The organism is Dietzia kunjamensis (assembly GCF_045689975.1).
Classification (GTDB): domain Bacteria; phylum Actinomycetota; class Actinomycetes; order Mycobacteriales; family Mycobacteriaceae; genus Dietzia; species Dietzia kunjamensis.
Map to the genome: position 1 here is coordinate 806,265 of NZ_CP143297.1, position 26,414 is coordinate 832,678.

Consider the following 26,414-nt stretch of genomic DNA (forward strand, 5'->3'; position numbering starts at 1 on the left):
CCCACCCGGACCGATAGCGTGACCGGTATGAGCGAACCGCGCGACCTGCCCGTGTGCATCATCGGTGACTCGTTCGTGGCCGGATACGGCGATGACACGGGGCGCGGGTGGACCGCGCACCTGATCGAAGCCGGCCCCTCGGCCGGTGTGCACATCCACGCCGCGGTCGCCGGGATCGGCGGGGACACCTCCGAGATGATCCTGGCCCGCTGGGACGAGGTCGATCGTCGGCGGGCCGCGTTCCCCACGACCGCGGTGATCGCGGAGTTCGGCGTCAACGACGTCATGGAGCACGAGGGCGCGTTGCGTGTCGACGAGGCGGGCACCGTCGCGGCGCTGCGCGGAATGATCGACCAGGCGCCCGAGGGGCGGTTCCTCGTGGTGGGGCCGCCGCCGGTGGTGTGGGACGAGGTCAACGAGCGTATCGCCGCCCGGGCCGAGACCATGGCGCAGGTGTGCGACGAGGCCGGGGTGCCGTTCGTGCCGACCTTCGACGTGCTGCTGGCGGGTGGTCAGTGGATGCGCGAGGTCGCCGCCGGCGATGGCGCCCACCCCGGGCCCGGCGGGTACGAGCAGTTCGGCCAGGTGATCTCCGGTCCTGTGCTCGAGTGGTTGCGTCTCCTGCCGGATGTCGAGCCGGGTTACTAACGGGAACTCTTCATGGCGGCCCTGACCGTCACCGTCGGGTCCGCCTCGAGCTCGGCCACGCGCGTCGAGTCCATCGGCAGCAGCGCGATGCGCCCGTCGGAGTCGAAGTGCAGCGCCCAGCCGTAGGTCTTGGCCAGCGGGGAGGTGCGCAGGCACGGTTGGCCCGTGGAGAAGAACCGTTCGCGTTCTGCTGCGCGGTCGACTTCGGCTATGTCCTTGCGCTGGCAGTACACGTCGAATATCAGGTCATCGCTCGTCCACCGGTAGTCCTCGCCCGAGAGTCGTTCGTACTGCAGCTCGGCGACCGACCCCTTCCCGGAGGGCGGGGCGGTCGCCGCCACGGCCCTGGTGTCCGGGGCGGGCAGGATCAGGGTGTCGGTGTAGTGGGTGGTGTGCATTGTGCGCCTCTGTTCCTGTAGCGGTCCCGGGTGTCCGGTTGTCCCGGCGGTGAGGTGATGGTCTCCGGTAACCTGATTCTCGTCGTACGCCCCGTACGGCGGCAGGAGGATGAATCATGACGAGTCCGCAGAACCCTGACCGTGTCGGCGAGCATTCCGAGGAGCCCGCGGACAAGGCCCGGTACGACCACGACGACGCGGTCGCCGACGAGTGGGGTGACGAGTCCTTCCCGGCCAGTGATCCCCCCGGCGCGCTCTGAGTCAGCGCAGGATCTCGAACTGTTCGGACACCGCCCGCAGTGCACTCGCGCTGCGGGCGAACTGTTCGCGTTCGGTGGTGTCGAGCTCCAGCTCCACCACCCGCTGGACGCCGGTCCGCCCGATCACCGCGGGCACCCCGATGAAGATCCCGTCCTGGTCGTACTCGCCCCGCAGCAGGGTGGAGACCGGTAGCGAGACCTGCTCGTTGCGCAGCACCGCCCGGGTGATGCGGGCCAGCCCCATCCCGATGCCGTAGCTGGTGGACCCCTTCGAGTCGATGATCCGGTAGGCGGCGTCCCGGGTCTCGTCGAAGATCTGCGTCAGACGTTCCCGCTTGGCCGGGTCGCCCGCCAGGTCGCGGCGCAGCGGCACCCCGGAGACGTTGGCGGAGGAGAAGACCGGCAGCTCGGTGTCGCCGTGTTCCCCGATGATCGAGGCGTGCACGCTCATCGGTGCCACGTCGTAGTACTGGCCCAGCATGAACCGGAAGCGCGCCGAGTCGAGGATCGTGCCGGAGCCGATGACCTGCGCGGCGGGGAGCCCGGAGTAGCGCCACGACGCCTGGGTGAGGATGTCGACGGGATTGGTGGCGACCAGCAGGATGCCATCGAACCCGGTCGCCATGACGTCACCGACGATGTTCTCGAACAGCGTCATGTTCTTGCCCACGAGGTCGAGGCGGGTCTCGCCGGGTTTCTGGGCTGCGCCGGCGCAGATGACCACCATGGTGGCGTCGGTGCAGTCGGCATAGGTGCCCTCGGTGACGAGGGTGGGGGAGGGCGCCCACACGACCCCGTGGTTGAGATCCATGACCTCTCCGACGAGTTTGTCGTGGTCGATGTCGATGATGGTCAGATGGTCGGCCAGCCCCTGGTTGACGAGCGCGTAGGCGTAGGCGATACCCACGTCCCCGGCGCCGATGAGCACGATGCGATTCCCGACGGAGGCCTTCATGCCCGCAAGGGTAGAGGCGTGGGGTCGCCGCCCGGAGGGTATCGGAGGAACGTCGGTGGGCCCTGCCGTCCGGCTCGGCCCCGCTATCCGGCGGCGTCGAGCACGGCGCGGTGACGACGCTCGATGGTGATCCGGTCGTCGGCGTTGCGGGTGGCTTCGAGGGCGTCGTCACGGAGCTTCGTGGCGTGGTGGGTGAGGACCGCACGACGGTCGGGGTCATCGAGGACCTGCGTCGCGACGGCGAGGACGTCGAGAATCCTGATGCTGACCGCTGGCGCACCCGCACCGTACTGCCGCATCTGGTCGAACATCGTGGCGACGAGGCCGGCGAAGTCGGAGGTCGCCACGACGAGGCGGACCTCCCGGTCCCTGGCGTGCACCCCGGTCGGCCATTCCCTGTCCTCGAGGGTGCACAGGGCGTCCCCGAAGCGGTCCACGACGTCGACGGCGGTGAACGGGTCGTTGGTCCCGGGGCTCAGGGCACGCGTGCCCACCTCGGCGAGTAGACGGACGGCGTGCTCGACATCCTGTTCGCGGGTACGGGATTCACCGACCGTGAGGGCGGGCATGATGCCCTCGGGCAGGGTGGGGACGGCCTCGGCCACGGGGGAGTTCGGATAGAGATAATCCCCGGGTCGCACGAGGAGCCGGATCGTCGTCCCGGTCTCGACGGCGAGTTCGACGAGCCGCCCGTGGTCGACGAGCTGCAGGTAGCCGCCCTTCTCCACGAGGAGAGTCTCCGCGTCCGCCCAGAACTCCTCCTCTGGTGGGGGCAGCACATCGCGGTCCGGATCCGTCAGTTCGGTGGCGGTGAGCAGGGAGGAACGTAGATCCGTGGTGAGGAGGTTCACGACGCGGGTGGTGTTGATCGACCCGGTGACGTGGCCGATGAAGTACACGAGTGCGCTGATGCACCCGAGCGCCAGGATGAGGGCGAGGGTGACGTTGTACTGGGGGACGAACGGGGTCCCCTCGTCGCCACCGGTGACCGTGCGGAGGCTGTAGAGGCTGAAGGCGAAGGTGGAGATGAAGACGCCCAGTGTGATCTGGTTGCCGCGGTCCTCGGTGAAGTTCTGGAGCAGGCGCGGCCCCATGGTGCCGGCGGCGTAGGAGAGGGCGGCGATGGTGATGGAGAAGACGGTGCCGCCGACGCCGATCGAGCTGCTCGCCACGGCGGCGAGGATGCTCCGGGAGCCCTCCACGCCGCCGCCGTAGATCCAGGAGGCCGCCTCGTCACTCGTGCCCGGGTTGGTGGACAACCACGCCCCCAGGTGGGCGAGGCCCAACGCGACGAGGGTCATCACGGCGGGGAGAAACCAGAAGCGGCGGCTGATCTGTCGGAGTCGGAAGCGTAGTCCGGCCATGGCTGTCCTCTCTGTGGTGGACACAGCGTAGCCGGTGGGTCCGACGGTGAAGCGCGTTCCGGTCTGTCGAACAGGTGTTCTTGCGCGATGTCGTACCTGTGGTGTTCACTGATCGCGTACTCGAAAAGCCATTCGATCAATGGTCTGTCCGGCGTGTCGGACCCGGTGGGAGGTGGGGATGATGGTAATGGCGACGTCACCTGTCGACCTGTCCGGCCTCGGCCGGGAGGAGCGTGTCACGGAGCTGCGTCGCCGCCTGGCCGCGATGCCCGGCGGCGGTGCACCCGCCGCGGTTCGCGCCCAGGCCCCGGCAGGGCCGGCTTCGGTCGTCTCTGCGCCCTCTGCTCCGGCTGCCCCGGCTGCCCCCGTTGCCCCCGTTGCCCCCGCGGAAGCGGCGGAGATCGCGGTTCCCGGAGTCGCGGTTCCGGGGTCGGTGGCGCCCCTGTTGCCGGGTGGGGTGCTGCCCGCGGGCCGCGTCACGGCGGTGTCCGGCAGCGCCACCCTACGGGTGGGGTTGCTCGCCGCGGCCACGGCCGCCGGTGCCAGGTGTGCGGTGGTCGGATGGCCGGAGCTCGGCGTGGCCGCGGTGGCCGAGCAGGGAGGTCGACTGGACTGTCTGGCGCTGGTCCCGGATCCCGGCCCGGATCCCGCAGCGGTGGTGTCCGTCCTGCTCGACGGGCTGGACCTGGTCTTGCTGGGGCCTGGTGTGGCCCCGGTCGCCCCGTCCCGTGCGCGGGTGCTGGCGGGGCGGGTCCGAGCCGCTGGCGCGGTGTTGCTCGTGGGCGCCGGGTGGCCCGGGGCGGAGCTGACACTGGCGGGGCGGCACTGCCGCTACGGCGGACTGGGTGCGGGCGCGGGTCGGCTGGCCTCGGTCTCCACGGTGGTGCGCTGTTCCGGCCGGGCGGCACCCGCCCGGACCGCGGAATGGGTGGCGGCGGGATGAGCGCCCGGGTCATGGCGGTGTGGTGCCCGGACTGGCCGACGGTCGCGGCGGCACGGGCCGAGGGGCACGGGCTGCATCTTCCGTTGGCGGTCGTCGGGCCCCGGGGGGTGCTCGCGTGCAACGCCGTCGCCCGCGCGGTGGGGGTGCGTCGTGGTCTGCGCCGGCGTGAGGCGCAGTTCCGCTGTCCCGAACTCGTGGTGGTCGCGGCCGACCCGGCCCGGGACGCCGCGTGGTTCGAGCCCGTGGTGCAGGCGCTCGATGCCGTCGTCCCGGGTATCGAGGTGCTGCGCCCCGGACTGTTCGTGTTCTCCGCAGCGGGTGCCCTGCGCTTCCACGGTGGGGTCGAACAGGTCGTCACCCGCGTCGTCGACGCGGTGGCGGCCGCCGGCGCGGAGTGTCAGGTGGGCCTCGCGGACGAATTGCCCACGGCCGTGCTCGGGGCCCGCGGTTCGGCACTGCTGGAACCAGGTGGGGACGCTGACTACCTGGCCGGATTGCCTGTGGACGCACTCGTGGTGGAACCCGCGTTGGGGGACCCCGAGGTGCTGTCCGAGTTGGTCGGGTTGCTGCACCGCCTCGGCGTGCGGACGCTCGGCGACTTCGCCGCGCTACCGCCGCGTGATGTGGCCACCCGCTTCGGGGAGGGGGGTGCGGTGGCGCACCGTATCGCCCGCGCCGTCCCGTGGCGTCCGCCCTCGGTGTCCGCGGTGCCCACGGGGTCGGCGGTCGAGCACCGGTGCGACCCGCCACTGGAGCGTGTCGACGAGGCCGCGTTCCTCGGCCGGCGGCTGGCGGGGGAGCTGCACGCCGTGCTCGCCGCGTCCGGCGTCTCGTGCCTGCGTCTGTCCATCACCGCCCGGGTGGAGGGCGGTACGGAGGTCAACCGGGTGTGGCGGTGCTCATCGCCCCTCACCCCGGAGGGCACCGCCGATCGGCTCCGCTGGCAACTCGAGGGTTGGCTCACCGGGACCGCGATCGCCGGTGGGGCCGGGGGCGCGGTCACCGCCCTCGTCCTGGAACCGGTGGAGGTGGTCCCCGCCGGCCGCGTACAGGAGGGGCTCTGGGGCGAGGCCGGGCTCGCGGAGGCCCGCGTCCACCGCGCACTGGTGCGGGTCCAGGGTCTGCTCGGGCCCGAGGCGGTCCGTGTGCCCGTGGAAGTGGGTGGCCGCGGGCCGGCCGAGCGGGTGCGGTCACTGCCGTACGGTGACGCCCCGGCCGAGCCCGCCGCTCAGGGGCCGTGGCCGGGGGCGCTGCCCGCCCCCTCGCCGTCGGTGGTGTGGCCGGGGCCGGGCTACCGGTTGGAGATCCGCGAGAGCGGCGACCCGGGAGCCGCCGTCGCGGCGCGGGTGGCCCTCGTCAGGGGAGTCGTGCTGCGCAGTGCAGCCGGAGATGTCGTGGGGGTGACCCCGCGGGGTCTGCTCAGCGGCAGGCCTGCCGCGGTCGAGGTGGGCGGTCGCCGTTGCGCGCTGCTCGGCTGGTCACGGCCGTGGCCGATCGACGAGGCCTGGTGGGAGCCGACGCCCGACGGCGAGCCTCGCCGCCCTCGGGCACGCATACAGGTCGTCCCCGAGCGTGCGGCGGCATTGCTGCTCTGCGGCGTGCTCGGGGACGAACAGGGGAACTGGATCGTGGAAGGAGTCTACGAATGAGCCGTTCGCGGATGAGGCGCCCCCGGCGCGGCTCAGCGCTCGATGTCGACCACCAGGCGGGTCGGGTTCTGCAGCAGGAAGGCGGAGAATGCCCGGTCCGAGCCCTCGAGGCCGATCACGGACTGCGCCTGCCCCTCGAACTGTCCCGTGAACGCCACGCCCGCCACCCCGGTCGCGTCGTCGCCGGCCACGGTGCCCACGGGGACCTCCTCCATGCCGGTCTGGGTGGGCAGGACCTGGCCGCCGATCGTCACCTGCAGGAAGGAGTCGCCCGGCACTTCCACCGGAAAGCCGCTGCCCTGCTGGGCCGGGTTGTCCACATAGTCCACGGAATAGCTCGGGGTCCCGCGGCCGTCGAGTTCGAAGACCACACGGTCCTTGCCCTGGAAATTGCCCATGCGGATCTCGGATACCACCAGTTCTGCGCGTCCGGCGGCAGCGTCCGCCTCCTCGCGCTTGGGGGCGGAGTCCGTCGGGCCGGCGGTGGGGTCGGCGGCCTCGGTCTCCTCCGGCGCCAGAGCCTGCGCCAGGGCGGCCGGGGAGGATCCCGCAGTGGTCGTCTGGCTGGTGGCGGGGGCGTCGGTCGAGGTGTCGGCCCCGCAGCCCGCCATGGCCAGGGACGCGGCGGCGGTCAGGGCGGCGGCCGCTGCGAGGCGGCGATGTCGGGTACGCATGGCCCCAGCTTAAGTCCCTCTCATCACTTTTGTCCCACGAGGTGGCTACAGTTACACCACGTCGCGCGGTGGGGCACCATGGGGGCGTGTCAGTCATCGATCCCACCCCACTCACTGCCTGGTGTTCCCTCCAGTCGGCCGATGAGCCGCCCGCCGGTACCGCGGCCCACGAGGAATCGTGGGTCCTGTTGGAGGTTCCCGCGCGCTGGGGACGCGATATCTTCGACGGCGAAGCCCTGGGCGAGGAGCTGTCCGAGCGACTCAAGGAACATGTCTCGGCCTGCGGATCCCGGATGCTCTTCATCCGGCGCCCGGGCCGCGAGGGCCAACGCATCGACCGTCACCGTTTCTACCTGTGCGACACCAGGCCCGGCCGGCGGAGTATCCGGGTCGGCCGTGTCGACCGTCCCGCGGACATGCTCGACCTGGACCTCTCGCCCGGTGGGCACGTGGCGGGTACCCGCGAGATCTCGGCCCCGGTGCCGCTGGTGTGCACCCACGCCAAGCGTGACCAGTGCTGTGCGGTCCGGGGGCGTCCGGTCGTGGCCGAACTGGATGAGCTGGTCGGAGCCCGCCTGTCCGCGCTCGATCCGGACGCCGCGGTGTGGGAGTGCTCCCACACCGGCGGGCACCGCTTCGCCCCGGTCCTGCTGCTCCCCGGCACCGGCTACACCTACGGACCCGCGGAGGCGGATCTCGCGGCCCGCATCGTCGAGGCCGAACTGGACGGTCGGGTCGTCACCGAGCACCTGCGGGGTCGCAGTACATGGCCGCCGGCCGGGCAGGTGGCAGAGGTCGCCGTCCGGGAGTCCGGCGTGGAGGCGGGGATCGACGATCTCATCGTCGACGTCGACCCGGATGACCCGCTCGTGGTCGTCGTCCGGCACACCGACGGACGCGCCTGGCGGGTCGAGGCAGGGAAGCGACCGCTCCCGCCACGCCAGCAGAGTTGCCGCAAGCCCGCCGGCGAGGCCTCGGCGTGGGTCGTGGAGTCCCTCACCCTGCTCTGAATCGACCCACCGACACCGGGCGGGTGAGCACCGGTGAACTGGTACCACGGACCCAGGACGTGGTCGGAACTCGAACGGGTGCTCTCCGGACGACCGGGCCCGCGAGGGGCCGAGAACCCGAACCCCGGCGACGGCAGCGACGCCCCCGCCTGGTCACGCAAGCGTGGCGGGTACACGGCCCCTCCGCGGGCCCGCGCCCGGGGGCGAGTGCCGTACGCGGAGCTGCACGCCCACACCGCGTTCAGCTTCCTCGACGGGGCCTCCTCTCCCGAGGCCATGGCCGAGGCGGCGGCGGAACTGGGGCTCACGGCGCTCGCGATCACCGACCACGACGGGTTGTACGGGGTCGTGCGCTTCGCCGAGGCCGCCTCCGAGCTGGGACTGGCCACGGTGTTCGGGGCGGAACTCTCGCTACCGGGCGGCGAGCACCTGCTGGTCCTGGCCAGGGGTGAGGAGGGCTACCGGCGGTTGTCGCGCTCGATCGCCCACGCCCACCTGCGGGGTGGGGCAAAGGGCGAACCGCGGTACGAGATGACCGAGCTCGCGGAGGCGGCCGGCGGTCACTGGTATGTGCTCACCGGCTGTCGTCGAGGCCGGGTCCGTCGGTCCCTGGAGCGCGGCGGGACGGGGGCGTCCGACTTCGACATCCCCGCTGCCGGTGCGGCCCTGGACCAGCTCGTCGAGCTGTTCGGTCAGGACAGGGTGGTCGTGGAGCTGACCTGTCACGGGGTTCCCGAGGACACGGAACGATGCGACGCGTTGGCGGGTCTCGCCGCGCAGGCGGGCCTGCCCGTCGTCGCGACCACCGCTGCCCACTGCGCCGGGCCGGAGGACGCGCGACTGGCCTCGGTCATGGCGGCGCTCGGTGCGCGCGACGCACTGGAGACCCACGCAGCGCACCTGCCCGCCGCGGGCGGGGCGCACCTGCGCTCGGGCGAGGAGATGACGGAACTGTTCGACCGCTGGCCCGATGCCGTGGCCGGGGCGGACAGGCTGGGCCGGGAGTGCGCGTTCGACCTCCGGCTCATCGCCCCGCAGCTACCTCCGTTCGACGTCCCCGAGGGTTACACCGAGGACACGATGCTCGCCGAGCTCGCCTACGCCGGCGCCGCCCGGCGCTACGGGACACGCGAAGAGGCCCCGGAGGCGTATGCGCAGATCGACCGCGAACTACAGGTGATCGCCGAACTGGGCTTTCCCGGGTACTTCCTCGTCGTCCACGACATCGTCGAGTTCTGCCACCGCGAGGGCATCCTCTGCCAGGGCCGCGGCTCGGCCGCCAACTCGGCGGTCTGCTACTCGCTGGGGATCACCAACGTCGACCCGGTGCGCGCCCAGCTGCTGTTCGAGCGGTTCCTGGCGCCGGAGCGCGACGGCCCGCCGGACATCGACGTGGACATCGAGTCCGGCCGTCGGGAGGAGGCCATCCAGTACGTCTACTCCCGGTACGGCCGGAACCACGCCGCCCAGGTCGCCAACGTCATCACCTACCGCGGACGATCGGCCGTGCGGGACGTGGCCCGGGCCCTGGGCTACTCCCCGGGGCAACAGGACGCGTGGTCGAAGAGCGTCGACCGGTGGTCGGGGTTGAAGAACCACGAGAGGGAGGCCACCGAGCACACCGTCCCGCCCGATGTGCTCGCGCTGGCACGGCAGCTCGTCGGACTGCCCCGCCACCTGGGGATCCACTCGGGCGGCATGGTGATCTGCGACCGCCCGGTGGCGGACGTGGTCCCCGTCGAGTGGGCACGCATGCCGGGACGGACGGTCCTGCAGTGGGACAAGGACGACTGCGCGGCGGTCGGGTTGGTCAAGTTCGACATGCTGGGCCTGGGCATGCTCACCGCACTGCATCACGCCATCGACCTCGCGGCGGAACACAAGGATCTCGACGTGGACCTGGCCCGGTTGGACCTCGCGGATCCGCAGGTCTACGAGATGCTGTGCCGGGGCGACTCGGTGGGTGTGTTCCAGGTGGAGTCCCGCGCACAGATGGCCACCCTGCCCCGGCTCCGACCGCGGACGTTCTACGACCTGGTGGTCGAGGTGGCGCTCATCCGTCCCGGCCCCATCCAGGGCGGGTCCGTGCACCCCTACATCCGTCGCCGCAACGGCCGGGAGAAGGTGGTGTTCGACCACCCCGCGCTGGAGGAGGTGCTGGGACGCACGCTGGGGATCCCGCTGTTCCAGGAGCAGCTCATGCAGATCGCCACCGTCATCGCGGGCTTCACCGGAGCGGAAGCCGATCAGTTGCGCCGCGCGATGGGGTCCAAGCGGTCACCCGAACGGATGGCCCGACTGAAGGAACGGTTCTTCGACGGGATGCGCGACCTGCACGGGATCGGCACCAGCCCGCCCGGGACCCCGGTCACCGGGCCGGAGGTGGGGGAGCGGATCTGGGAGAAGATGTGCGCCTTCGCCAACTACGGCTTCCCCGAGAGCCACTCCCAGTCCTTCGCCGCCATCGTCTACTACTCCGCATGGTTCAAGTGCCACCACCCGGCGATCTTCTGCGCGGCGCTGCTGCGCAGCCAGCCCATGGGCTTCTACTCGCCGCAGTCGCTCGTCGCCGACGCCCGCCGGCACGGTGTCACCGTGCACCGCCCGTGCGTCAACCGCTCACTCGGTGGGGCCACCTGCGAGAACGATGGTGCCGAGGTGCGCCTCGGACTGGAGTCGGTCCGGGCGATCGGTGAGGACCTGGCCACCGCGATCGCCGATGAACGCGACACCCACGGCCCGTACACCTCCGCCGCCGACCTCGCCGGCCGCACCGGCCTGTCCGTCCGGCAGATGGAGGCACTCGCCACCGCCGGGGCGCTCGACTCGCTCGGCACCGGGGGCCGTCGGTCCGCCCTGTGGTCGGCGGCCACCGCGGCCCGCGAGAAGCCCGGCATGCTGCCCGGGCTCAGCCAGGTCGACGCCCCGGCCCTGCCCGGCATGAGCGTCCTCGAACTCACCTCCGCCGACCTGTCGGCCACCGGGATCAGCCCCGAGGAATACCCGACCGTCCACGCCCGGCCGTGGCTCGACTCCCGCGGCGTATGCACCACCGCCGGGCTCGCCCACGTCCCCGACGGCAGCCGCGTCGAGGTCGCCGGAGCCGTCACCCACCGTCAGCGTCCCGCCACCGCGGAGGGCGTGACCTTCCTCAGCCTCGAGGACGAGACGGGCATGACCAACGTCGTGTGCTCGGTGGGACTGTGGGCGCGATACCGGCCGATCGTCTCCGCGTCCCCGGCGCTCATCGTCCGCGGCACCGTGGAGAACCGCTCCGGCGCGGTCAGCGTGGTGGCGGACAAGATCGAACGCCTGCACCTGGGTATGGCCATCGGTCGCAGTCGGGACTTCCGGTGAGCCGCCCCCGGTCAGGCGGCCCGCGCCCTCGCGATCGCCCGCACACTGGCGACCGCGCACAGCGACCAGATGACGATCAGCACCATCACCGTGAACACACTCGCCGCATCCCAATCCAGGTAGAACGACCCCAGGGCGCACGTCGACAGCGGGTACGCCATCGCCCACCACCCCGGATTGAACGGCATGCGCGCCAGGAAGCCCCTGATCGTGGAGAACACCGCGTAAGCGCCCAGCCCGGCCCCCGCCACCAGCACCGAGGCGGCATAGGCCCGGGCGACACCCCCCAGGGTCGCGCCGAACAGCACCTGCGCGGCGGCCGCGGACTGACCCACGATCCCCAACGGGATCCACGTCGTGGTCGCCAACTCCACCGGGACGGGAGTCCGAAACCAGGCGTGGTGATACGTCCTGGCGATCACCGCGCCGCCCAGCACCAGGGCCAACACGAAGCACACCGAGCACGCGCCCACCAGAACCGACCGGACAGCCTCCGAATCGACGTGCCTGGACATCAGGCCCCCCGCACCCGCGGACACCATCGGCGGCACCACCGGCAACGCCCACGTCGGCAACGGATGGTCGGGACGGGCGGTGACCAGCCACACGGTGAACCTCAGCGCGGTGGCCAACCCCAGCACGGTCCCCGCAGCCCACAACGCCGCGTCCACCCCGAACGCGATGGTCGACAGCGCCGGCGCGCGGGCATCGACCACCACGAAGGACGCGGAGCCCACCGCGAGCAACCCCATCGAGACCATGCCCCACAGCGGCAGCATCGCCGCATCCCGGACCGAGGACGTCCACATGTCCGGGGCGCGCGCCACCGATCGCGCGAACCCCGCGCCGAGCCCCAGCAACAGAACCCAGCCCAGGATCACCATGACCACCGCGGCCGGCGCGAAACCCGGAACCCGCACCGCGTGGATCTGCAGGAGCGTCGCCAGACCACCGGTGCCCATCACGGCACCGAACCAGGCGGGGCCGGGCCCCGGGACGGACGGGGCCGCGGGCGCTGATCGCGGTCCCCGGCTCGTGGTCACCAGGACACTATGCCCGCACCTCGTCGTTGCCCGAAAATCCGGGGGGACAACGACATCCGCCGCTCCGTCGCGCCCCGGCGAGCGACTGCCCGGATCCCCGACGCCCACGGGCACGACACCGTACGTTCGATCCCATGAGCGCCCCGACCGCCTCCCGTGGCCCCGATCCCGCCGCCCCGCTGGATGAACTGCGAGCCCGACTCGACACCGCGCGGATACTCACCGACCCGGACCTTCTGGAGGGCTACCGCCAGGACTGGGCCAAGGCCCCCGACCCGGGCCTGCCCCTGGCGGTGGTCCGGGCCCGCACCACCGAGGACGTGCAGGAGGTCCTGCGCTGGGCGAGCGCGCACGGCGTCCCCGTGGTCCCGCGGGGTGCAGGATCCGGCCTGTCCGGCGGCGCGACGGCGGTCGACGGCGGGATCGTGCTGTCCACCGAACTCATGCGCGACATCGACGTCGACCCCGTCACCCGGACGGCCACCGTCCAACCGGGACTTTACAACGCCGAGGTCAAACGGGCCGTCGCCGCGCACGGTCTCTGGTACCCGCCGGACCCGTCGTCCTATGAGATCTGCTCGATCGGCGGCAACATCGCCACCAACGCCGGCGGACTGTGCTGCGTGAAGTACGGGGTGACCACCGACTACGTCCTGGGGATGACGGTCGTGCTCGCCGACGGTACGGCGGTGCGCCTGGGCGGGCCGCGCCTCAAGGACACCGCCGGGCTGAGCCTGACCAAACTGTTCGTCGGCAGCGAGGGGACGCTGGGGATCGTCACCGAGATCATCCTCCGGCTGATCCCGGAGCAGCCGCCGCGCTCGACGGTGGTGGGGATCTTCCCCGACGTGGTCGCCTGTAGTGAGGCCGTGCTGGCCATCACCCGGCGGATCCGCCCGGCGATGCTGGAGTTCATGGACACCGTCTCCATCCGGGCCGTCGAGGCGGACCTACGGATGGGCCTGGACACCACGGCGGGGGCGATGCTCCTGGCCCAGTCCGATCTCACCGGTCCCGACCGCGCGGCCGAGACCGGGTTCATGGCCGAGGCGTTCCGCACCCACGGCGCCACCGACGTGTTCGCCACCGACGACCCCGACGAGGGTGAGCAGTTCACCATGGCCCGCCGGGCCGCGTTCACCAGCCTCGGCAAGACCGGCACCCTGCTGCTCGAGGACGTGGGCGTGCCCCTGCCCTCGCTGCCCGATCTGGTCGCCGGGATCGAGGAGATCTCCGCCCGTCGTGACATCCCGATCGCGCTGGTCGCGCACGCCGGGGACGGCAACACCCACCCCATCATCGTCCTGGAGGACGACGACCCGGACCGGGCCGAACGCGCCCGGATCGCGTTCGGTGAGGTGATGGACCTCGCGATCGGGATGGGCGGGACGATCACCGGCGAGCACGGGGTCGGTCGGCTCAAGGCCCCGTGGCTGCCCGCCCAGCTAGGGGAGGACGTCATGGAGCTGAGCCGGCGCATCAAGTCCGCTCTCGACCCGCAGGGCATCCTCAACCCCGGGACGATGCTGTAGCGGCCGGGCGGGTCGGGCGGCCGGGCGGGTCGGGCTACTGCAGCCGCGAGCCGCCCCGGCTGCGGGCGACGCGAGCCGCGGGAATCAGGTCCGCTCCCGGGGAAATCCCCGATGTGCGGCCGTCACCGGTCGGCGAGTATCGGGTTCATGGCGACCGACCGACTCAGCCTCCTGCTCTACCGGGCGTTACTCCTGTCGACCGCGGCGGTGGCCCTGGGGCTGGGAGTCGCCGCCGGGCTCGAGGCACCCACCATCACCCCGGGGTACCAACTCACCGCCTATTGGCGGGCCTACGGCCTGCTCGTCTTCGCCGCCCTCGCCGGCTACCTGGGTGCCACCCCGCCCGGGGCCGCCGTGCTGTGGGTGGTCGTGGTCTTCCACAAGGCGTCCATGACCATGACCGCCGTGCTCCTGCTGCGCCACGACGTGGCCGGGGCACCGGCCGCCGCCGCTGTCGACGGGGCGATCGTCCTGGCCACCCTCGTCGCACTCGGCCTGCGGTGGCCGGCCGCGCGGGCGGCCCACCCTGACCGCTCGGCCAACGCCACTGCTGCCCGCACGAGAGCGCCGGTCACCGTCTCCCGAGCGGTCTGAGCGACCGCGGGCGGTGGGTCCGCCGCGGACCTCGTCGTCGTGGTCGGCTCAACCGTCGTCGCCCGATCCCGTCCCGGCGGTGACCCGGACGCGCACCGCGGCGGCCACCGGCGTCCCCACCTGGACGAGGCGCCCGCCCAGGGACACCCCGATGATCCCCAACTCCACCTGTCGGGAGACAACCTCGACGGGCGAATCGGGGCGCAGGCCGATCTCCGCGAGGTGGCGCAGGACGGCGTTGTCGCGATCGGAGACCCGGGTCACGACACCTGTAGCGCCTTCCGGGGCCTGATCCAGCGGGACGTCCCCGAGGGGGTCGACCCGCCCGTCGCGCGTGGGGATGGGGTCACCGTGCGGATCGCGGCGCGGGTGGTCGAGGAACTCGTCCAGGGCGTCGACGAACCGGTCCGACACCACGTGTTCGAGCGCGTCGGCCTCGGCGTGGACCTCGTCCCACGGGTAGTCCAGGCACCGGGCCAGGAACGTCTCGATGATCCGGTGGCGTCGCACCATCGCCACCGCGAACGACCGCCCGGCCTCGGTGAGTTCGACGGGCGCGTAGGGGCGGTGCTCGGCCAGGCCCATCGCCACGAGCTTGCGCACGCCCTCGGTGACGGAGGAGGGGGACGCACCCAGCCGTTCGGCCAGCGCGCCGGACGTGACGGGGTCGCCGCCGGACCCCAGCGCGTGGGCGGCCATGAGATAGGCCTGGATCGTCGGGGTGAGGTCGGCGAGCCCGGTCGGGTGGTCGACGGTCATGCCGACATCATCCCCGACCGCCGCGCGCGCATGCCGGCCGCCGCCCGGGGGATGACCCCGCGCCGGGGCGCGACGAGCTGCACCACCGTGAAGATGACGGCCTGGGTGAGGACCACGACGGCGCCCGGGGGCAGGTCGGCGTAGTAGCCGACGTACAGCCCGGTGACACCGCCGACGAGGGCGACGACGACGGCGAGGATCATCGTCCCCCGCATGGTGTCCGCCACCAACTGGGCGGTCGCGCCCGGGATGATGAGCGTCGCCACGACGAGGATCACGCCCACCGACTGGACCCCCGCCACGGTCGCGGTGGCGAGCGTCGCCAGCAGCAGGGCGGTCAGTGCCCGGGTGCGCAGTCCCAGGGTGTGGGCGTGGAGTCGGTCGAACGCCACCATGACGAGGTCACGGCGGAACGCCAGCAGCACGATGACCGTGAACGCGGAGACCGCCATCACCTGGACGAGTTCGGAGTCGCGGACGCCCAGCACACTGCCGAACAGGATCGAGTGCAGGTCCTGCTGGGTGGGGAAGCGGGCGATGAGGATCAGGCCGAGGGCGAACAGGGCCGTGAAGACGATGCCCATCGCCGCGTCCTCGCGCACCGTTCCGCTCTCGCGCACCGCGCCGATCATCGTGACCGCGACCAGTGCGGCGACCAGGGCGCCCACCGCGAACGGGGTGCCGGTCATCGCGGCGATCACCACTCCCGGCAGGACCGCGTGGGACACGGCGTCACCCATGAGCGACCATCCCATGTGGACCAGCCAGCAGCTCAGCAGGGCGCCGGCGATCCCGGAGGCCGTCACCACGATGAGGGCGCGGCGCATGAAGTCGTAGCTCATCGGCTCGGCGAGCAGGTCGATCACGGCAGCGCTCCCTCGGTGACGGTGCGCTCGGCGGTCCCGGTCTGCCGGGCGCCGAGCAGCGTGGACAGGATCTGCGGGGTGGTCGTCTCGGCGACCGGGCCGTGGGCGATGAGGGAGCCGTTGAGCAGGGCCACCGAGTCCGCGAGCCGCTCGACGGTGCCCAGGTGGTGGGTGGAGACCAGCGCGGTGCGCCCCTCGGCCGTGAGCTCGCGCAGCACGTCGATGTACACCTCCTCGCTGCCTGCGTCCATCCCGTTGAACGGCTCGTCGAGCAGGAGCAGGTCGGCCTCCTGTGCCAGGCAGCGTGCCAGCAGGACACGACGGCGCTGACCGCCGGAGAGTTCGCCGATGCGGCGGGCCGCGAGTCCGGACAGTCCCACGCGGTCGAGGGCTGCGGCCACGGCGGCGCGGTCGGCGGCGCTCGGTCGGCGCCAGGGGCCGGTGAAGTGACGGCGCCCCTGCATGACCACCTCGGCGGCGGTCACGGGGAAGCCCTCGTCGACGCCGTCGGCCTGGGGGACCGCCGCCACCCGGCCGCTGCGCAGGGCGCGCCGGACGGACGACCCGAGGACGCGGACCGTCCCGGCGGACGGGGTCACCAGGCCGAGCATCGCCTGCAGGAGGGTGGACTTGCCGGAGCCGTTCGGTCCGAGCAGGACCGTGATCTCGCCGCTCGGAACCGAGAGGGAGACCGAGTCGAGGGCGCGGACCTGGCCACGATCCACGGTGAGGTCGGTGACGACGACGGGGGGTGGCCCGGTGAACGGCGAGTACGGCAGTGGTCGGTCTGTCATGGCGTCAGCTCCCGGGAGATGATCTCGAGGTCGTGGTCGAGCAGGTCCAGATAGGTGGGGACCGGTCCCGTCGGGCCGGAGAGCGAGTCGACGTACAGCAGGCCGGCCAGGTGACTGCCGGTCTCGTCCGCGACCTGCTGCATGGCGGCGTCCGACACCGTCGACTCGCAGAACACGGCGCCGATCTCGCGCTCGCGGATCTCGTCGATCAGGGCCGTGATCTGACGGGGCAGCCCCTGGTTCTCGCTGTTGACCGGCCACAGGTATAGCTCCTCGAGGCCCAGGTCGCGGGCGAGGTAGGAGAAGGCGCCCTCGCAGGTGACCAGCACACGCCGGTCCTCCGGGACGGACTCCACGGCCGCGCGGGCCCGGTCCGTCATGTCCTCCAGTTCCCCGATGTAGTCCGCCGCGCGGGCGGTGTACCCGCGCTCGCCGTCCGGGTCGAGGTCGGAGAGCGCCGCGGCGATCGTGCGGATGTACTCGGCCCCCTCGAGCGGCGACATCCAGGCGTGCGGATTGGGCCGGCCGGTGTAGTTGCCCGCCCGGACGGGCAGGGGATCGACCCCGTCGGAGGTGACCACGTGGCGCGCGTCCGTGCCGTCGATGAAGCGCAGCAGCCAGTCGTCCATCCCGAGACCGTTGCTCACCACCAGATCCGCGCCCTCGACCCGCTTGAGGTCCTCGACGGACGGCTCGTACTGGTGCACGTCGGCCCCCGGGGTGGTGACGGACTCCACCTGTACGCGGTCCCCGCCCACCCGGCGGACCATGTCGGCCAGGACCGTGAACGTCGTGGCCACCACCACCCGGTCACCGGGGTCGGCGAACCGCGGGCGGTCGTCCACGTCGGCCGCATCGGTGGGGCCGACCGCGCACGCCGAGATCGCCGTGATGCAGGCGGTGACCGCGGCGGTGGCGACCGCCACGGCGGACGGGCGGACACCGCGAAACTTACGGGCACCGCTCGGACGGAATTTCGGCATGCCGAAATTCTAAGTCATGCGGGCGGAAAAGTGCTAGCTGCCGGCGTAACCGTGCTGGCGCCAGGCCTCGTAGACGGCCACCGCGGCCGCGTTGGACAGGTTCATCGACCGGCGACCAGGCAACATGGGGATGCGCACCGTCGCCGTGACCCGATCGTCGGACAGCACCTCCTCGGACAGGCCGGTGGGCTCGGGACCGAAGAGCAGGACGTCGCCGGGGGAGAACCGCACCTCCGGGAGCGCCAGGTCCGCCCTCGCGCTGAAGGCCCAGACCCGCGCGGGCAGGAGGCTCGCGTACGCGGCCTCGAGATCCTCGTGCACCTCCACGTGGGCGAGGTCGTGGTAGTCCAGCCCCGCACGCCGCAGCTGCGGGGCGGAGAGGTCGAAGCCGAGCGGGCCGGCGAGATGCAGCTCGCAACCCGCCCCCGCCGCCATCCGAATCGCGTTGCCCGTATTGGGCGGAATGCACGGACGATCGAACAACACACGCACACCCACACCGGTCATGGGGCCATTCTCGCAGCGCCGTGCCGACGGACCGCCGGGGAGTGGGATACTGGTCCGCGTGACCGCGATCAAGCTGGACGGAAAGCTCACCCGCGACGAGATCGTCGCCGACCTCACCGCACGCGTGACCGCGTTGCGGGACAAGGGCATCACCCCGGGACTGGGCACCGTCCTGGTCGGGGACGACCCCGGTAGCCACTCCTACGTGAAGATGAAGCACCGCGACTGCGAGCAGGTCGGCATCGCCTCTATCCGGCGTGACCTGCCCGCGGACACCACCCAGGCCGAGCTCGAGGCCGTGATCGACGAACTCAACGCCGATCCCGCGTGCACCGGCTACATCGTGCAGCTGCCGCTACCGAAGCACCTGGACGAGAACGCGATCCTCGAGCGGATCGATCCGGACAAGGACGCCGACGGCCTGCACCCGGTGAACCTGGGCAAGCTCGTGCTGAACGAACCCGCGCCACTGCCATGTACCCCCAACGGCAGCATCCACTTGCTGCGTCGGTTCGGGGTGGGGCTCGACGGCGCGCACGTCGTGGTGATCGGGCGCGGCGTCACCGTGGGCCGTCCGATCGGGCTCATGCTGACCCGGCGCAGTGAGAACGCCACCGTCACCCTCTGTCACACCGGGACACGCGACCTGGCGGCCGAGACGCGGCGGGCCGACGTGATCGTGGCCGCTGCGGGCGTCGCCCACATGGTGACCGCCGACATGGTCAAGCCCGGAGCCGCGGTGCTGGACGTCGGCGTGTCACGGTTGGACGGCAAGCTCGCCGGGGACGTGCACCCGGACGTGTGGGAGGTCGCGGGGGCGGTCTCGCCCAACCCGGGCGGCGTGGGCCCGCTGACGAGGGCGTTCCTGCTGAGCAACGTGGTCGAGCGCTGCGAGCGGCTCGACTCGGGCGACTAGGCCCCCGATGACCCACCCCGCTCCCGACCGGCCCCGTGACGGGGCGACCGACGCGAGGCCGCGCCGTACGCGGCCCGCGCGTCTGACGTGGGCGCAGGTGCGGGCGCAGTGGCCACTCGCGCTCGTGCTGGCGGGGGTGATGGTCGCGCTGGGGTTCGTGATCCTGGAGCGGTGGCGACGCGGCGCGTTCCTGCTGGGCGTGGTCGCGCTGGCCGCGGCGGTCCTACGGGCGGCGGTGCCTGATGAGCGGGCGCGGTTGCTCGGGGTCCGGGGACGGACCTTCGACGTCGCCTTCTACACCGGGCTCGCCGTCGTCATCCTGTGGCTGGCGACATCGGTCGACTCGCTCGGCACCGGGTAGCGGAGCCGGGTCACCGGAGCCGAAGCGGTACCCCGTCCCGGACGTGGTCGCGTACCCCTGGCGAGACGAGGAGAAACCCCATCGCCGTCAGGGCGAGCAGCGACAGGACCGTGCCGACGACGGAGATGAAGGTGACGCTGTCCACCACCATCCGCGCCAGCGAACTGAGAGCGAGCAGGGCCACGGCCGCCCCGATCACCACGCGAGCGGCGCGGTGGGCGCGCCACAACAGGACGGCCCCCACGACGAGCACGAGTCCCAGGACGAACGCGGAGGCGGCGGAGGCGATGGCCGGGCCGAAGCCCGTCGTGTCGTGACCGCCGGAGGCGGTCGCGGTGAGTCCCAGCAGGGTGGCGAACCCGATCGCCATCCCGATGACGCCGAAACCCGCCGCGAGGCCGGCCAGCCCCATCACGGCCGGGCGGGGGGTGTGGTCGTGGTCGTTCACGCATGACCTCGCGTCCGGTCGGAGGTGCCCTGCTCGGCCAGTTCGAGAGTGCGCTCGAGCATCGGTCCCACCACGTGGTCCTCCGTGAGGAAGCCGTCGTGGCCGGCGGGACTCTCGATGACCACGAGAGGGTCCGCACCGGGGAGCAGGTCGGCCAGTTCGTGCTGTTGCCGTAGCGGGTACAGACGATCGGTGGTCACGCCGCCGATCACGCACGGGACCGGGCAGGTGCGCAGTGCCTCCTCGACGCCGCCCCGGTCCAACCCGACGTCATGACGGTTGAGGGCGTCGGTGAGCAGGACGTACGTGCAGGCGTCGAAGCGGGAGACCAGCTTGCCGGCCTGGTGATCGAGATAGGACTGCACGGCGAAGCGGCCCGACATGGACAGGTCCTCGCCCCGGGGGTCCTCACCGGGTTGGGGCCGGTTGGCGAAGCGCTCGTCGAGTTCGACCTCGCCCCGGTAGGACAGGTGCGCGATGCGTCGCGCGATTCCCAGGCCGGTGACCGGGGTGCGGCCGGTGCCGTGGTATCCGCCCTGCTGCCAGTGCGGGTCCGAGGTCACGGCCATGATCTGGGCAGTCTGGATGCCGATCTGGTCGGCGGAGGCGCGGGCGCCGACGGCCAGGACGCACGCCGCACGGACGCGGTCCGGGTACGTGACCATCCACTCCAGCGTCCGGGCGCCGCCCATGGAGCCGCCGATCACCGCCGCCCAGCGGCCGATCCCCAGCAGGTCCGCCAGCAACCGCTCGGACTCGACCATGTCGCGCACCGAGACGGCCGGGAACCGCGCGCCCCAGTAGTGGCCGTCGGGGTGGAGCGAGCTCGGCCCCGTCGACCCCCGGCAGCCCCCCAGGACGTTCACGGACAACACGCAGTAGCGGTCGGTGTCCAGCGGGAGTCCGGGCCCGACGAGCCCGTTCCACCACCCCGGGGTGGGGTGCAGGGAGTCGACCGGCCCCACGACGTGCGAGTCACCGGTGAGTGCGTGTTCGACCAGCACGACGTTGGACCGGTCGTCCGCGATCCGCCCCCACCGCTGGACCGCGAGGGTCACCCCCGGGAGGACGACACCGGTGACCAGCGTGATGTCGCCGAGGGCGACGTGGCCGAGGGTGCCGTCGCCCGGGGGCAGCAGCGCGAGCGGATCGGAAGAGCGGACCATGGGGGTGGGTCAGGAGATCGCGGCGAAACCGAGCTCGAGGTCGCCGATGAGGTCATCGGCGGACTCGATGCCCACTGACAGGCGGACGGTCGCGAGGGTGATCCCGGCGATCGCGTTGGCCTCGGGGGTGCCCTGCGAGTGGGTGGTGGTCGCGGGGTGGCACACGAGTGACCGCACGTCACCGATGTTGACCAGGCACGAGTGCAGCTTGAGGGCGTCAATGAACGCCCAGGCACGGGCCTTGACATCGTCGTCGGACGTGCCCTCCGGCACGGCCAGGTCGAACGTGACGATCGCGCCGGCGCCCTTGGGGGCCAGCTTCTTCTGGAGCTCGTTGTAGGGCGAGGAGGCCAGGCCCGCGTACTGGACCTTGGCCACGTCGGAACGGGCCTCGAGCCACTCGGCTATCCGCTGCGCGTTGGACACGTGGCGCTCGACCCGCAGGCTGAGCGTGTCGATGCCCTGGGCGAGGGTCCACGCGTTGAACGGGGAGGCCGCCGCGCCGGTGTCACGCAGGAGGGTCACCCGGGCCTTGAGCGCGAGCGCGGGCGCGCCGAGGTCGGCGTAGACGAGGCCGTGGTAGGCCGGGTCCGGGGTGGTGAAGGACGGGAAGACGTCCTGGCCGTCGCGCTGCACACGCCAGTCGAACTTGCCGCCGTCCACGAGCACTCCACCCAGGGACGAGCCGTGGCCACCGAGGTACTTGGTGGCCGAGGAGACCACCACGTCAGCACCCAGCTCCAGCGGGCGGATGAGGTAGGGGGTGGCCACGGTGTTGTCGATGACGAGCGGAACCTGGTTGCGGTGCGCGACCTCGGCGATGGCCGGGATGTCCAGGATGTCGTTGAGCGGGTTCGAGATCGACTCGCCGTAGAAGAGCTTCGTGTTGGGGCGCACGGCCGCCTCCCAGGAGGCGGGGTCGTCGGGGTTCTCGACGAACGTCGTCTCGATGCCGTACTTGGGCAGGGTGTGGCGCAGCAGGGTGTCGGTGCCGCCGTACAGGCGGGGGGACGCCACGACGTGGCCGCCGGACTGGGCGATCGCCTGCACGACGGCGGTCTCGGCCGCCTGTCCCGACGCGAACAGCAGACCCGCGACGCCGCCCTCCAGCGAGGCGATGCGATCCTCGACCGCTGCCACGGTGGGGTTGGTGATGCGGGTGTAGATGGGGCCCATCTCTGCGAGGGCGAACCGGTCGGCCGCCTGCTTGGCGTCGGCGAAGACGTACGAGGTGGTCTGGTAGATCGGCAGGTTCCTGGCGCCGGTGTCGGAGTCGACGGGCTGCCCGGCGTGGATCTGACGCGTCTCGAAGGCCCAGTCCGTATTGCTGTTGTCGTAGGTCATAGGGGCGGAGCCCCTCCTCTCATCGAAAAGGGTCCGCCCGCTTGACGACAGCGGACCCGCGCTTGCCCGTCACCCGGTCGGGTGGTGGCCAGGTCGTCTCCCGGGGCACCCCACCGCGGTGGAGGGTTGCCGTCCAGCGAGCCGGGGCTTTCCGCTGGAACTCATGACCTGGGGTCAGGCTAGCCTAAGCCGCTCGACGGAGGCAACGAGGGGTTACCCGTCGCAGCGGCGGCTCCGGACCGTGCCGAGCAGTAAAGTGAGACCTACGTCACGTAAGGACCGACAGCGTCGGCCCCACAAGGGCCGGGCGGGGAAAGAGGATCCGATGTCGAAGATCAAGGTCGACGGGACCGTCGTGGAACTCGACGGCGACGAGATGACCCGCATCATCTGGAAGTTCATCAAGGACGAGCTGATCCACCCCTACCTCGACGTGGATCTCGAGTACTACGACCTCGGCATCACCAGCCGTGACGCGACGGACGACCAGATCACCGTCGACGCGGCCAACGCCATCGCCAAGCACGGCGTCGGCGTCAAGTGCGCGACCATCACGCCCGACGAGGCCCGCGTCGAGGAGTTCGGGCTCAAGCGGATGTACCTCTCACCCAACGGGACCATCAGGAACATCCTCGGCGGGACGATCTTCCGCGCGCCGATCATCATCTCCAACGTCCCGCGACTGGTCCCCGGCTGGACCAAACCGATCATCGTCGGCCGCCACGCCTTCGGCGACCAGTACAAGGCGACCGACTTCAAGGCCCCCGGCCCGGGAAAGGTCACCATCACCTACACGCCGGCCGACGGGTCCGAGCCGATCGAACACGAGATCGTGAACCTGCCCGAGGAGGGCGGGGTGGTCATGGGGATGTACAACTTCACCAAGTCGATCGAGGACTTCGCGCGGGCCTCGTTCAACTACGGTCTCGACCGCGGGTACCCGGTGTACCTGTCCACCAAGAACACGATCCTGAAAGCCTACGACGGCGCGTTCAAGGACATCTTCCAGGACGTGTTCGACCGCGAGTTCAAGGACGAGTTCGACAAGGCCGGCCTGACCTACGAACACCGCCTCATCGACGACATGGTGGCCTCCGCGCTCAAATGGGAGGGCGGTTATGTCTGGGCGTGCAAGAACTACGACGGTGACGTGCAGTCCGACACCGTGGCCCAGGGGTTCGGCTCACTCGGTCTGATGACCTCCGTCCTGCTCACCCCGGACGGGAAGACCTGCGAGGCGGAGGCCGCCCACGGCACCGTCACGCGACATTTCCGGCAGCACCAGGAGGGCAAGGCGACCTCCACCAACCCGATAGCCTCGATCTTCGCGTGGACCCGGGGTCTCGAGCACCGCGGCAAGCTCGACGGCACCCCGGAGGTCATCGAGTTCGCCCACCAACTCGAGGATGTGGTCATCAAGACCGTCGAGGAGGGGCAGATGACCAAGGACCTCGCGCTGCTCGTCGGCGATGGCCAGGAACACCTCACGACGGAGGAGTTCCTCGCGGCGCTGGATGAGAATCTCAAGCGCACCCGAGCAGAGGCCTGATCCCGCGCGCCCACCGTTCGGCGACGACCCCGCGCCCGCCGGTGTGGGGTCGCGGCGGCGCCCGATCGGTTACCGTAGTCGGACAGTGGTCCACGTCACAGGCGTGGCCAGCCGTTCCGTCGTGAGCCCAGGAGACGTCCGTGGATCAGAGCCCCTTGGTCGATATCGGCCTGCCGATCGCCCTGGCCATCATCATGGTCGGCATCGGGTTGAGTCTGACCAGGGAGGACTTCGCGGTCCAGGCCAGATCGCCCAGGGCCACGATCGTCGGACTGTTCGGCCAACTGGTCCTGGTTCCGCTGGTCGGTGTCGGTGTGGCCCTGCTCTTCGGCCTCACGCCGATGCTGGCGCTCGGGGTGGTGCTCGTGGCCGCGACGCCGGGCGGGGCGACGTCGAACCTCATCACTTATCTCTCCCGCGGCAACGTCGCCCTCTCGGTCATCCTCACCGCCCTCACCTCCGTCGCCGTCATCCTCACCCTGCCGATGTGGTTCGGCATCGGCGCGCGCCTCATCCCCGGAGCCGCGGACGAGGAGGTGACCGTCCCTCTCGGCCAGACCTTCGGACTCCTGCTGGGCGTCATCCTCATCCCGGTCGCGATCGGGATGATCCTCCGTGCCAGGAGGCCCGCGCTCGCCTCCCGCATCGAGCGCTACGTCGGGATCGTGGGCCTCGTCGTGCTGGTCCTGCTCATCGTGGGGATCGTCCTCGGCGAACGGGACCGGATCGTCGACCTCGTCGTGACCGTCGGCCCCGCCGTGATCGTCCTCAACCTCGCACTGATCGTTCTCGGCGGCCTCCTGGCATGGGTGAGCAGGCTGAGGCGGGCGGAGCAGATCGCGATCGCCGTGGAGTTCGGCATCAAGAACACCACCCTGACGCTGTTGATCGCCTTCACCGTGATCGGTGACGAGGAGGTCGGGCTCGCGGCCGCCGTCTACAGCATCGTCATGTACGTCACGGCGTTCGCGCTGGTCTACGGTGGCCGACGCCTCATGCGCACCGCCCCCTGATCGGGCTGACGTGGCAGGCCCGGCCGGGGTGGTGGGCGTAGCCTTCGTCGGTGACCACGAGCCCCGCAGCCGCCCCGGCGCCGGACACCGAGCCCGCCGCACCCACCCCTCGCCGTGTGGCGCTGGCGATCCTCGCGCTCGCGCTGGGCGGGTTCGGCATCGGCGTCACCGAGTTCGCGGCGATGGGACTGCTGCGGTCGATCGCCGAGGGCTTCGGGCTCACCGAACCACAGGCCGGCAACGTCATCAGCGCCTACGCGCTCGGCGTGGTCGTGGGTGCCCCGCTGCTGACCGTGTGGACCTCACGGTGGCGGCGCCGCACCCTGCTGCTCGTCCTCATGGCGATGTTCACCGCGGGCAACGTCGCGGCGGCCTTCGCCCCGACCGCCGAGATCCTGGTGGCGGCCCGGTTCGTCGCCGGAATCCCGCACGGGGCGTACTTCGGGGTCGCCTCCCTGGTGGCGGCCTCCCTCGCGGGTCCCGGACGGCAGGCGCGGGCGGTGTCCCAGGTGCTGCTCGGACTGTCGGTCGCGAACGTGATCGGTGTCCCGGCGGCGACCTGGCTCGGGGAGACGATCGGGTGGCAGTTCGCCTTCCTCGCGGTCGGGGTGATCGGCGCGCTGACCGTGGCGGCCATCTTCGTCGTCGTCCCCGAACCCACGGGGACGGTGGTCGTCAGGGCGCGCGAGGAGCTCGCCGCGTTGGCGAGGCCACAGATCCTGGCGACGCTCGCCGTGGGGTCCGTCGGGTTCGGCGGCATGTTCGCCGTCTACACCTACATCCAGTGGACGATGGTCGACGTCGCCGGGATCGATCCCGGCTGGATGCCCGCGGTGCTCGCCGTCTACGGACTCGGCATGGTGGCCGGCAACCTGCTCGGCGGTGTGGTTGCGGACCGGGACCTCGACCGCGGGCTGGTCGCGATCGCCGCGGTGATGACCGTGGTGCTGGCGCTGTTCGCCGTCGCCGCGCACCATCCCGTCACGGCGCTGGTGGGTCTGTTCCTGGTGGGCACGACCGGATCCGCGTTGGTGCCGGGGCTGCAGTCCCGACTGATGACATACGCGGGCAGGGGACAGACGCTCGCCGCCTCGCTCAACCACTCGGCCCTCAACGCCGCCAACGCGCTGGGCGCGTGGCTCGGCGGGGCCGTGATCGCGCTGGGCTTCGGCTACACGTCCCCGGCGCTCGCCGGGGCGGCCCTGGCGGCGGCGGGTCTCGCGATCCTGGTGGGCGCGGTCTGGGCGGCGCGGCGGACGGCGACGGGGTAGCGGAACCGTC

General features: G+C 71.4%; 26 protein-coding genes and 1 riboswitch. Of the genes, 13 read left to right on the forward strand and 13 right to left on the reverse strand.

Annotated features, from left to right (window positions below):
• Positions 1-27: 27 nt before the first annotated feature.
• Positions 28-648 carry an SGNH/GDSL hydrolase family protein gene (locus VZF99_RS03775; RefSeq protein WP_407335731.1) on the forward strand — a complete coding sequence of 207 codons (621 nt, stop codon included), beginning with the start codon at positions 28-30 and terminating at the stop codon, positions 646-648.
• Here the strand turns inward: VZF99_RS03775 and VZF99_RS03780 are convergent.
• Positions 645-1,046: a DUF6157 family protein gene (locus VZF99_RS03780; protein ID WP_096905916.1), complete on the reverse strand. Its 402-nt coding sequence runs from the start codon at positions 1,044-1,046 to the stop codon at positions 645-647. The two genes, VZF99_RS03775 and VZF99_RS03780, sit on opposite strands and share 4 nt — an antisense overlap.
• A 116-nt stretch (positions 1,047-1,162) precedes the next feature.
• Between VZF99_RS03780 and VZF99_RS03785 the strand changes: the two genes are divergently transcribed.
• Entirely contained in the window at positions 1,163-1,306 is a 144-nt protein-coding gene (locus VZF99_RS03785; RefSeq protein WP_167457923.1) for a hypothetical protein, read from the forward strand.
• 1 nt (position 1,307) lies between these two features.
• Here the strand turns inward: VZF99_RS03785 and VZF99_RS03790 are convergent, their stop codons facing one another.
• Both VZF99_RS03790 and VZF99_RS03795 read right to left on the reverse strand, forming a co-directional pair.
• Positions 1,308-2,261: an L-lactate dehydrogenase gene (locus tag VZF99_RS03790; RefSeq protein ID WP_069389173.1), complete on the reverse strand. Its 954-nt coding sequence runs from the start codon at positions 2,259-2,261 to the stop codon at positions 1,308-1,310.
• A gap of 83 nt (positions 2,262-2,344) precedes the next feature.
• Complete coding sequence (locus VZF99_RS03795) at positions 2,345-3,625, reverse strand: DUF2254 domain-containing protein (protein ID WP_407335732.1); 1,281 nt, start codon at positions 3,623-3,625, stop codon at positions 2,345-2,347.
• Between the two features lie 187 nt (positions 3,626-3,812).
• Between VZF99_RS03795 and VZF99_RS03800 the strand changes: the two genes are divergently transcribed.
• Both VZF99_RS03800 and VZF99_RS03805 read left to right on the forward strand, forming a co-directional pair.
• Positions 3,813-4,568, forward strand: coding sequence for a hypothetical protein (locus VZF99_RS03800; protein ID WP_407335733.1), 756 nt, complete (start codon positions 3,813-3,815; stop codon positions 4,566-4,568).
• Positions 4,565-6,217 carry a DNA polymerase Y family protein gene (locus VZF99_RS03805; protein ID WP_132063537.1) on the forward strand — a complete coding sequence of 551 codons (1,653 nt, stop codon included), beginning with the start codon at positions 4,565-4,567 and terminating at the stop codon, positions 6,215-6,217. The genes VZF99_RS03800 and VZF99_RS03805 overlap by 4 nt, the downstream gene beginning before the upstream one ends.
• A 32-nt stretch (positions 6,218-6,249) precedes the next feature.
• On the opposite strand, the gene VZF99_RS03810 is transcribed toward VZF99_RS03805, so the two are convergent.
• Entirely contained in the window at positions 6,250-6,891 is a 642-nt protein-coding gene (locus tag VZF99_RS03810) for a hypothetical protein (protein ID WP_185951341.1), read from the reverse strand.
• Positions 6,892-6,977: 86 nt separating this feature from the next.
• Here VZF99_RS03810 and VZF99_RS03815 point away from each other — a divergent pair, with 86 nt between their 5' ends.
• Entirely contained in the window at positions 6,978-7,901 is a 924-nt protein-coding gene (locus VZF99_RS03815; RefSeq protein ID WP_185951342.1) for a sucrase ferredoxin, read from the forward strand.
• Positions 7,902-7,934: 33 nt separating this feature from the next.
• The gene (locus VZF99_RS03820; protein WP_407335734.1) at positions 7,935-11,258 is read left to right on the forward strand and encodes an error-prone DNA polymerase; all 3,324 of its coding nucleotides are present in this window, start codon (positions 7,935-7,937) and stop codon (positions 11,256-11,258) included.
• Positions 11,259-11,269: 11 nt separating this feature from the next.
• On the opposite strand, the gene VZF99_RS03825 is transcribed toward VZF99_RS03820, so the two are convergent.
• Entirely contained in the window at positions 11,270-12,301 is a 1,032-nt protein-coding gene (locus VZF99_RS03825) for a C4-dicarboxylate ABC transporter (RefSeq protein ID WP_200841548.1), read from the reverse strand.
• A 134-nt stretch (positions 12,302-12,435) separates the two neighbouring features.
• Here VZF99_RS03825 and VZF99_RS03830 point away from each other — a divergent pair, with 134 nt between their 5' ends.
• Together VZF99_RS03830 and VZF99_RS03835 are read left to right on the forward strand one after the other, a co-directional pair.
• Positions 12,436-13,833 carry an FAD-binding oxidoreductase gene (locus VZF99_RS03830; RefSeq protein WP_182608649.1) on the forward strand — a complete coding sequence of 466 codons (1,398 nt, stop codon included), beginning with the start codon at positions 12,436-12,438 and terminating at the stop codon, positions 13,831-13,833.
• A 147-nt stretch (positions 13,834-13,980) separates the two neighbouring features.
• Positions 13,981-14,427 carry a hypothetical protein gene (locus tag VZF99_RS03835; RefSeq protein ID WP_407335735.1) on the forward strand — a complete coding sequence of 149 codons (447 nt, stop codon included), beginning with the start codon at positions 13,981-13,983 and terminating at the stop codon, positions 14,425-14,427.
• 48 nt (positions 14,428-14,475) lie between these two features.
• Here VZF99_RS03835 and VZF99_RS03840 read toward each other — a convergent pair whose 3' ends face one another.
• From VZF99_RS03840 to VZF99_RS03860, 5 genes are read right to left on the reverse strand one after another with little or no spacing between them, the layout of a single operon-like run.
• A complete protein-coding gene (locus tag VZF99_RS03840) occupies positions 14,476-15,186 on the reverse strand; it encodes a metal-dependent transcriptional regulator (protein WP_120286208.1) in 711 nt (236 codons plus the stop codon).
• Positions 15,183-16,052 (reverse strand): metal ABC transporter permease, encoded by an 870-nt coding sequence (locus VZF99_RS03845; protein ID WP_206474532.1) that lies wholly within the window; start codon positions 16,050-16,052, stop codon positions 15,183-15,185. Before VZF99_RS03845 ends, VZF99_RS03840 begins: the two co-directional genes overlap by 4 nt.
• Entirely contained in the window at positions 16,049-16,846 is a 798-nt protein-coding gene (locus tag VZF99_RS03850) for a metal ABC transporter ATP-binding protein (RefSeq protein ID WP_120286206.1), read from the reverse strand. Before VZF99_RS03850 ends, VZF99_RS03845 begins: the two co-directional genes overlap by 4 nt.
• Entirely contained in the window at positions 16,843-17,829 is a 987-nt protein-coding gene (locus VZF99_RS03855) for a metal ABC transporter substrate-binding protein (RefSeq protein WP_407335736.1), read from the reverse strand. The genes VZF99_RS03850 and VZF99_RS03855 overlap by 4 nt, the downstream gene beginning before the upstream one ends.
• A gap of 33 nt (positions 17,830-17,862) precedes the next feature.
• The gene (locus tag VZF99_RS03860) at positions 17,863-18,336 is read right to left on the reverse strand and encodes a tRNA (cytidine(34)-2'-O)-methyltransferase (RefSeq protein ID WP_120286204.1); all 474 of its coding nucleotides are present in this window, start codon (positions 18,334-18,336) and stop codon (positions 17,863-17,865) included.
• Between the two features lie 58 nt (positions 18,337-18,394).
• Here VZF99_RS03860 and VZF99_RS03865 point away from each other — a divergent pair, with 58 nt between their 5' ends.
• Both VZF99_RS03865 and VZF99_RS03870 read left to right on the forward strand, forming a co-directional pair.
• Complete coding sequence (locus VZF99_RS03865; protein WP_120286203.1) at positions 18,395-19,252, forward strand: bifunctional methylenetetrahydrofolate dehydrogenase/methenyltetrahydrofolate cyclohydrolase; 858 nt, start codon at positions 18,395-18,397, stop codon at positions 19,250-19,252.
• Positions 19,253-19,259: 7 nt separating this feature from the next.
• A complete protein-coding gene (locus VZF99_RS03870) occupies positions 19,260-19,613 on the forward strand; it encodes a DUF3017 domain-containing protein (protein WP_120286202.1) in 354 nt (117 codons plus the stop codon).
• A gap of 10 nt (positions 19,614-19,623) precedes the next feature.
• On the opposite strand, the gene VZF99_RS03875 is transcribed toward VZF99_RS03870, so the two are convergent.
• The 3 genes from VZF99_RS03875 to VZF99_RS03885 are packed head-to-tail and all read right to left on the reverse strand — an operon-like array spanning position 19,624 to position 22,571.
• Positions 19,624-20,061 (reverse strand): hypothetical protein, encoded by a 438-nt coding sequence (locus VZF99_RS03875; RefSeq protein ID WP_120286201.1) that lies wholly within the window; start codon positions 20,059-20,061, stop codon positions 19,624-19,626.
• Positions 20,058-21,227 carry a homoserine O-acetyltransferase gene (locus VZF99_RS03880; protein ID WP_132063529.1) on the reverse strand — a complete coding sequence of 390 codons (1,170 nt, stop codon included), beginning with the start codon at positions 21,225-21,227 and terminating at the stop codon, positions 20,058-20,060. The genes VZF99_RS03875 and VZF99_RS03880 overlap by 4 nt, the downstream gene beginning before the upstream one ends.
• Positions 21,228-21,236: 9 nt before the next feature.
• Positions 21,237-22,571 (reverse strand): O-acetylhomoserine aminocarboxypropyltransferase/cysteine synthase family protein, encoded by a 1,335-nt coding sequence (locus tag VZF99_RS03885; protein WP_407335737.1) that lies wholly within the window; start codon positions 22,569-22,571, stop codon positions 21,237-21,239.
• A 53-nt stretch (positions 22,572-22,624) separates the two neighbouring features.
• Positions 22,625-22,740, reverse strand: a riboswitch (SAM riboswitch).
• A 156-nt stretch (positions 22,741-22,896) separates the two neighbouring features.
• Here VZF99_RS03885 and VZF99_RS03890 point away from each other — a divergent pair.
• From VZF99_RS03890 to VZF99_RS03900, 3 genes are all read left to right on the forward strand, one after another.
• Positions 22,897-24,120 carry an NADP-dependent isocitrate dehydrogenase gene (locus VZF99_RS03890; protein ID WP_159148803.1) on the forward strand — a complete coding sequence of 408 codons (1,224 nt, stop codon included), beginning with the start codon at positions 22,897-22,899 and terminating at the stop codon, positions 24,118-24,120.
• Positions 24,121-24,260: 140 nt separating this feature from the next.
• Positions 24,261-25,133, forward strand: a complete 873-nt coding sequence (locus VZF99_RS03895) for a bile acid:sodium symporter family protein (RefSeq protein WP_067712517.1) — start codon at positions 24,261-24,263, stop codon at positions 25,131-25,133.
• Positions 25,134-25,183: 50 nt separating this feature from the next.
• Entirely contained in the window at positions 25,184-26,404 is a 1,221-nt protein-coding gene (locus VZF99_RS03900; RefSeq protein WP_407335738.1) for an MFS transporter, read from the forward strand.
• The last annotated feature ends 10 nt before the right edge of the window (positions 26,405-26,414 follow it).

Bases quoted from the DNA above. Each gene is read 5' to 3' on its own strand.
- VZF99_RS03795 (WP_407335732.1), bottom strand. From the start codon at position 3,625: ATGGCCGGACTACGCTTCCGACTCCGACAGATCAGCCGCCGCTTCTGG.
- VZF99_RS03840 (WP_120286208.1), bottom strand. From the start codon at position 15,186: ATGACCGTCGACCACCCGACCGGGCTCGCCGACCTCACCCCGACGATC.
- VZF99_RS03775 (WP_407335731.1), top strand. From the start codon at position 28: ATGAGCGAACCGCGCGACCTGCCCGTGTGCATCATCGGTGACTCGTTC.
- VZF99_RS03810 (WP_185951341.1), bottom strand. From the start codon at position 6,891: ATGCGTACCCGACATCGCCGCCTCGCAGCGGCCGCCGCCCTGACCGCC.
- VZF99_RS03785 (WP_167457923.1), top strand. From the start codon at position 1,163: ATGACGAGTCCGCAGAACCCTGACCGTGTCGGCGAGCATTCCGAGGAG.
- VZF99_RS03780 (WP_096905916.1), bottom strand. From the start codon at position 1,046: ATGCACACCACCCACTACACCGACACCCTGATCCTGCCCGCCCCGGAC.
- VZF99_RS03850 (WP_120286206.1), bottom strand. From the start codon at position 16,846: ATGACAGACCGACCACTGCCGTACTCGCCGTTCACCGGGCCACCCCCC.
- VZF99_RS03835 (WP_407335735.1), top strand. From the start codon at position 13,981: ATGGCGACCGACCGACTCAGCCTCCTGCTCTACCGGGCGTTACTCCTG.
- VZF99_RS03880 (WP_132063529.1), bottom strand. From the start codon at position 21,227: ATGGTCCGCTCTTCCGATCCGCTCGCGCTGCTGCCCCCGGGCGACGGC.
- VZF99_RS03860 (WP_120286204.1), bottom strand. From the start codon at position 18,336: ATGACCGGTGTGGGTGTGCGTGTGTTGTTCGATCGTCCGTGCATTCCG.
- VZF99_RS03790 (WP_069389173.1), bottom strand. From the start codon at position 2,261: ATGAAGGCCTCCGTCGGGAATCGCATCGTGCTCATCGGCGCCGGGGAC.
- VZF99_RS03885 (WP_407335737.1), bottom strand. From the start codon at position 22,571: ATGACCTACGACAACAGCAATACGGACTGGGCCTTCGAGACGCGTCAG.
- VZF99_RS03855 (WP_407335736.1), bottom strand. From the start codon at position 17,829: ATGCCGAAATTCCGTCCGAGCGGTGCCCGTAAGTTTCGCGGTGTCCGC.
- VZF99_RS03870 (WP_120286202.1), top strand. From the start codon at position 19,260: ATGACCCACCCCGCTCCCGACCGGCCCCGTGACGGGGCGACCGACGCG.
- VZF99_RS03805 (WP_132063537.1), top strand. From the start codon at position 4,565: ATGAGCGCCCGGGTCATGGCGGTGTGGTGCCCGGACTGGCCGACGGTC.
- VZF99_RS03830 (WP_182608649.1), top strand. From the start codon at position 12,436: ATGAGCGCCCCGACCGCCTCCCGTGGCCCCGATCCCGCCGCCCCGCTG.
- VZF99_RS03890 (WP_159148803.1), top strand. From the start codon at position 22,897: ATGTCGAAGATCAAGGTCGACGGGACCGTCGTGGAACTCGACGGCGAC.
- VZF99_RS03800 (WP_407335733.1), top strand. From the start codon at position 3,813: ATGGCGACGTCACCTGTCGACCTGTCCGGCCTCGGCCGGGAGGAGCGT.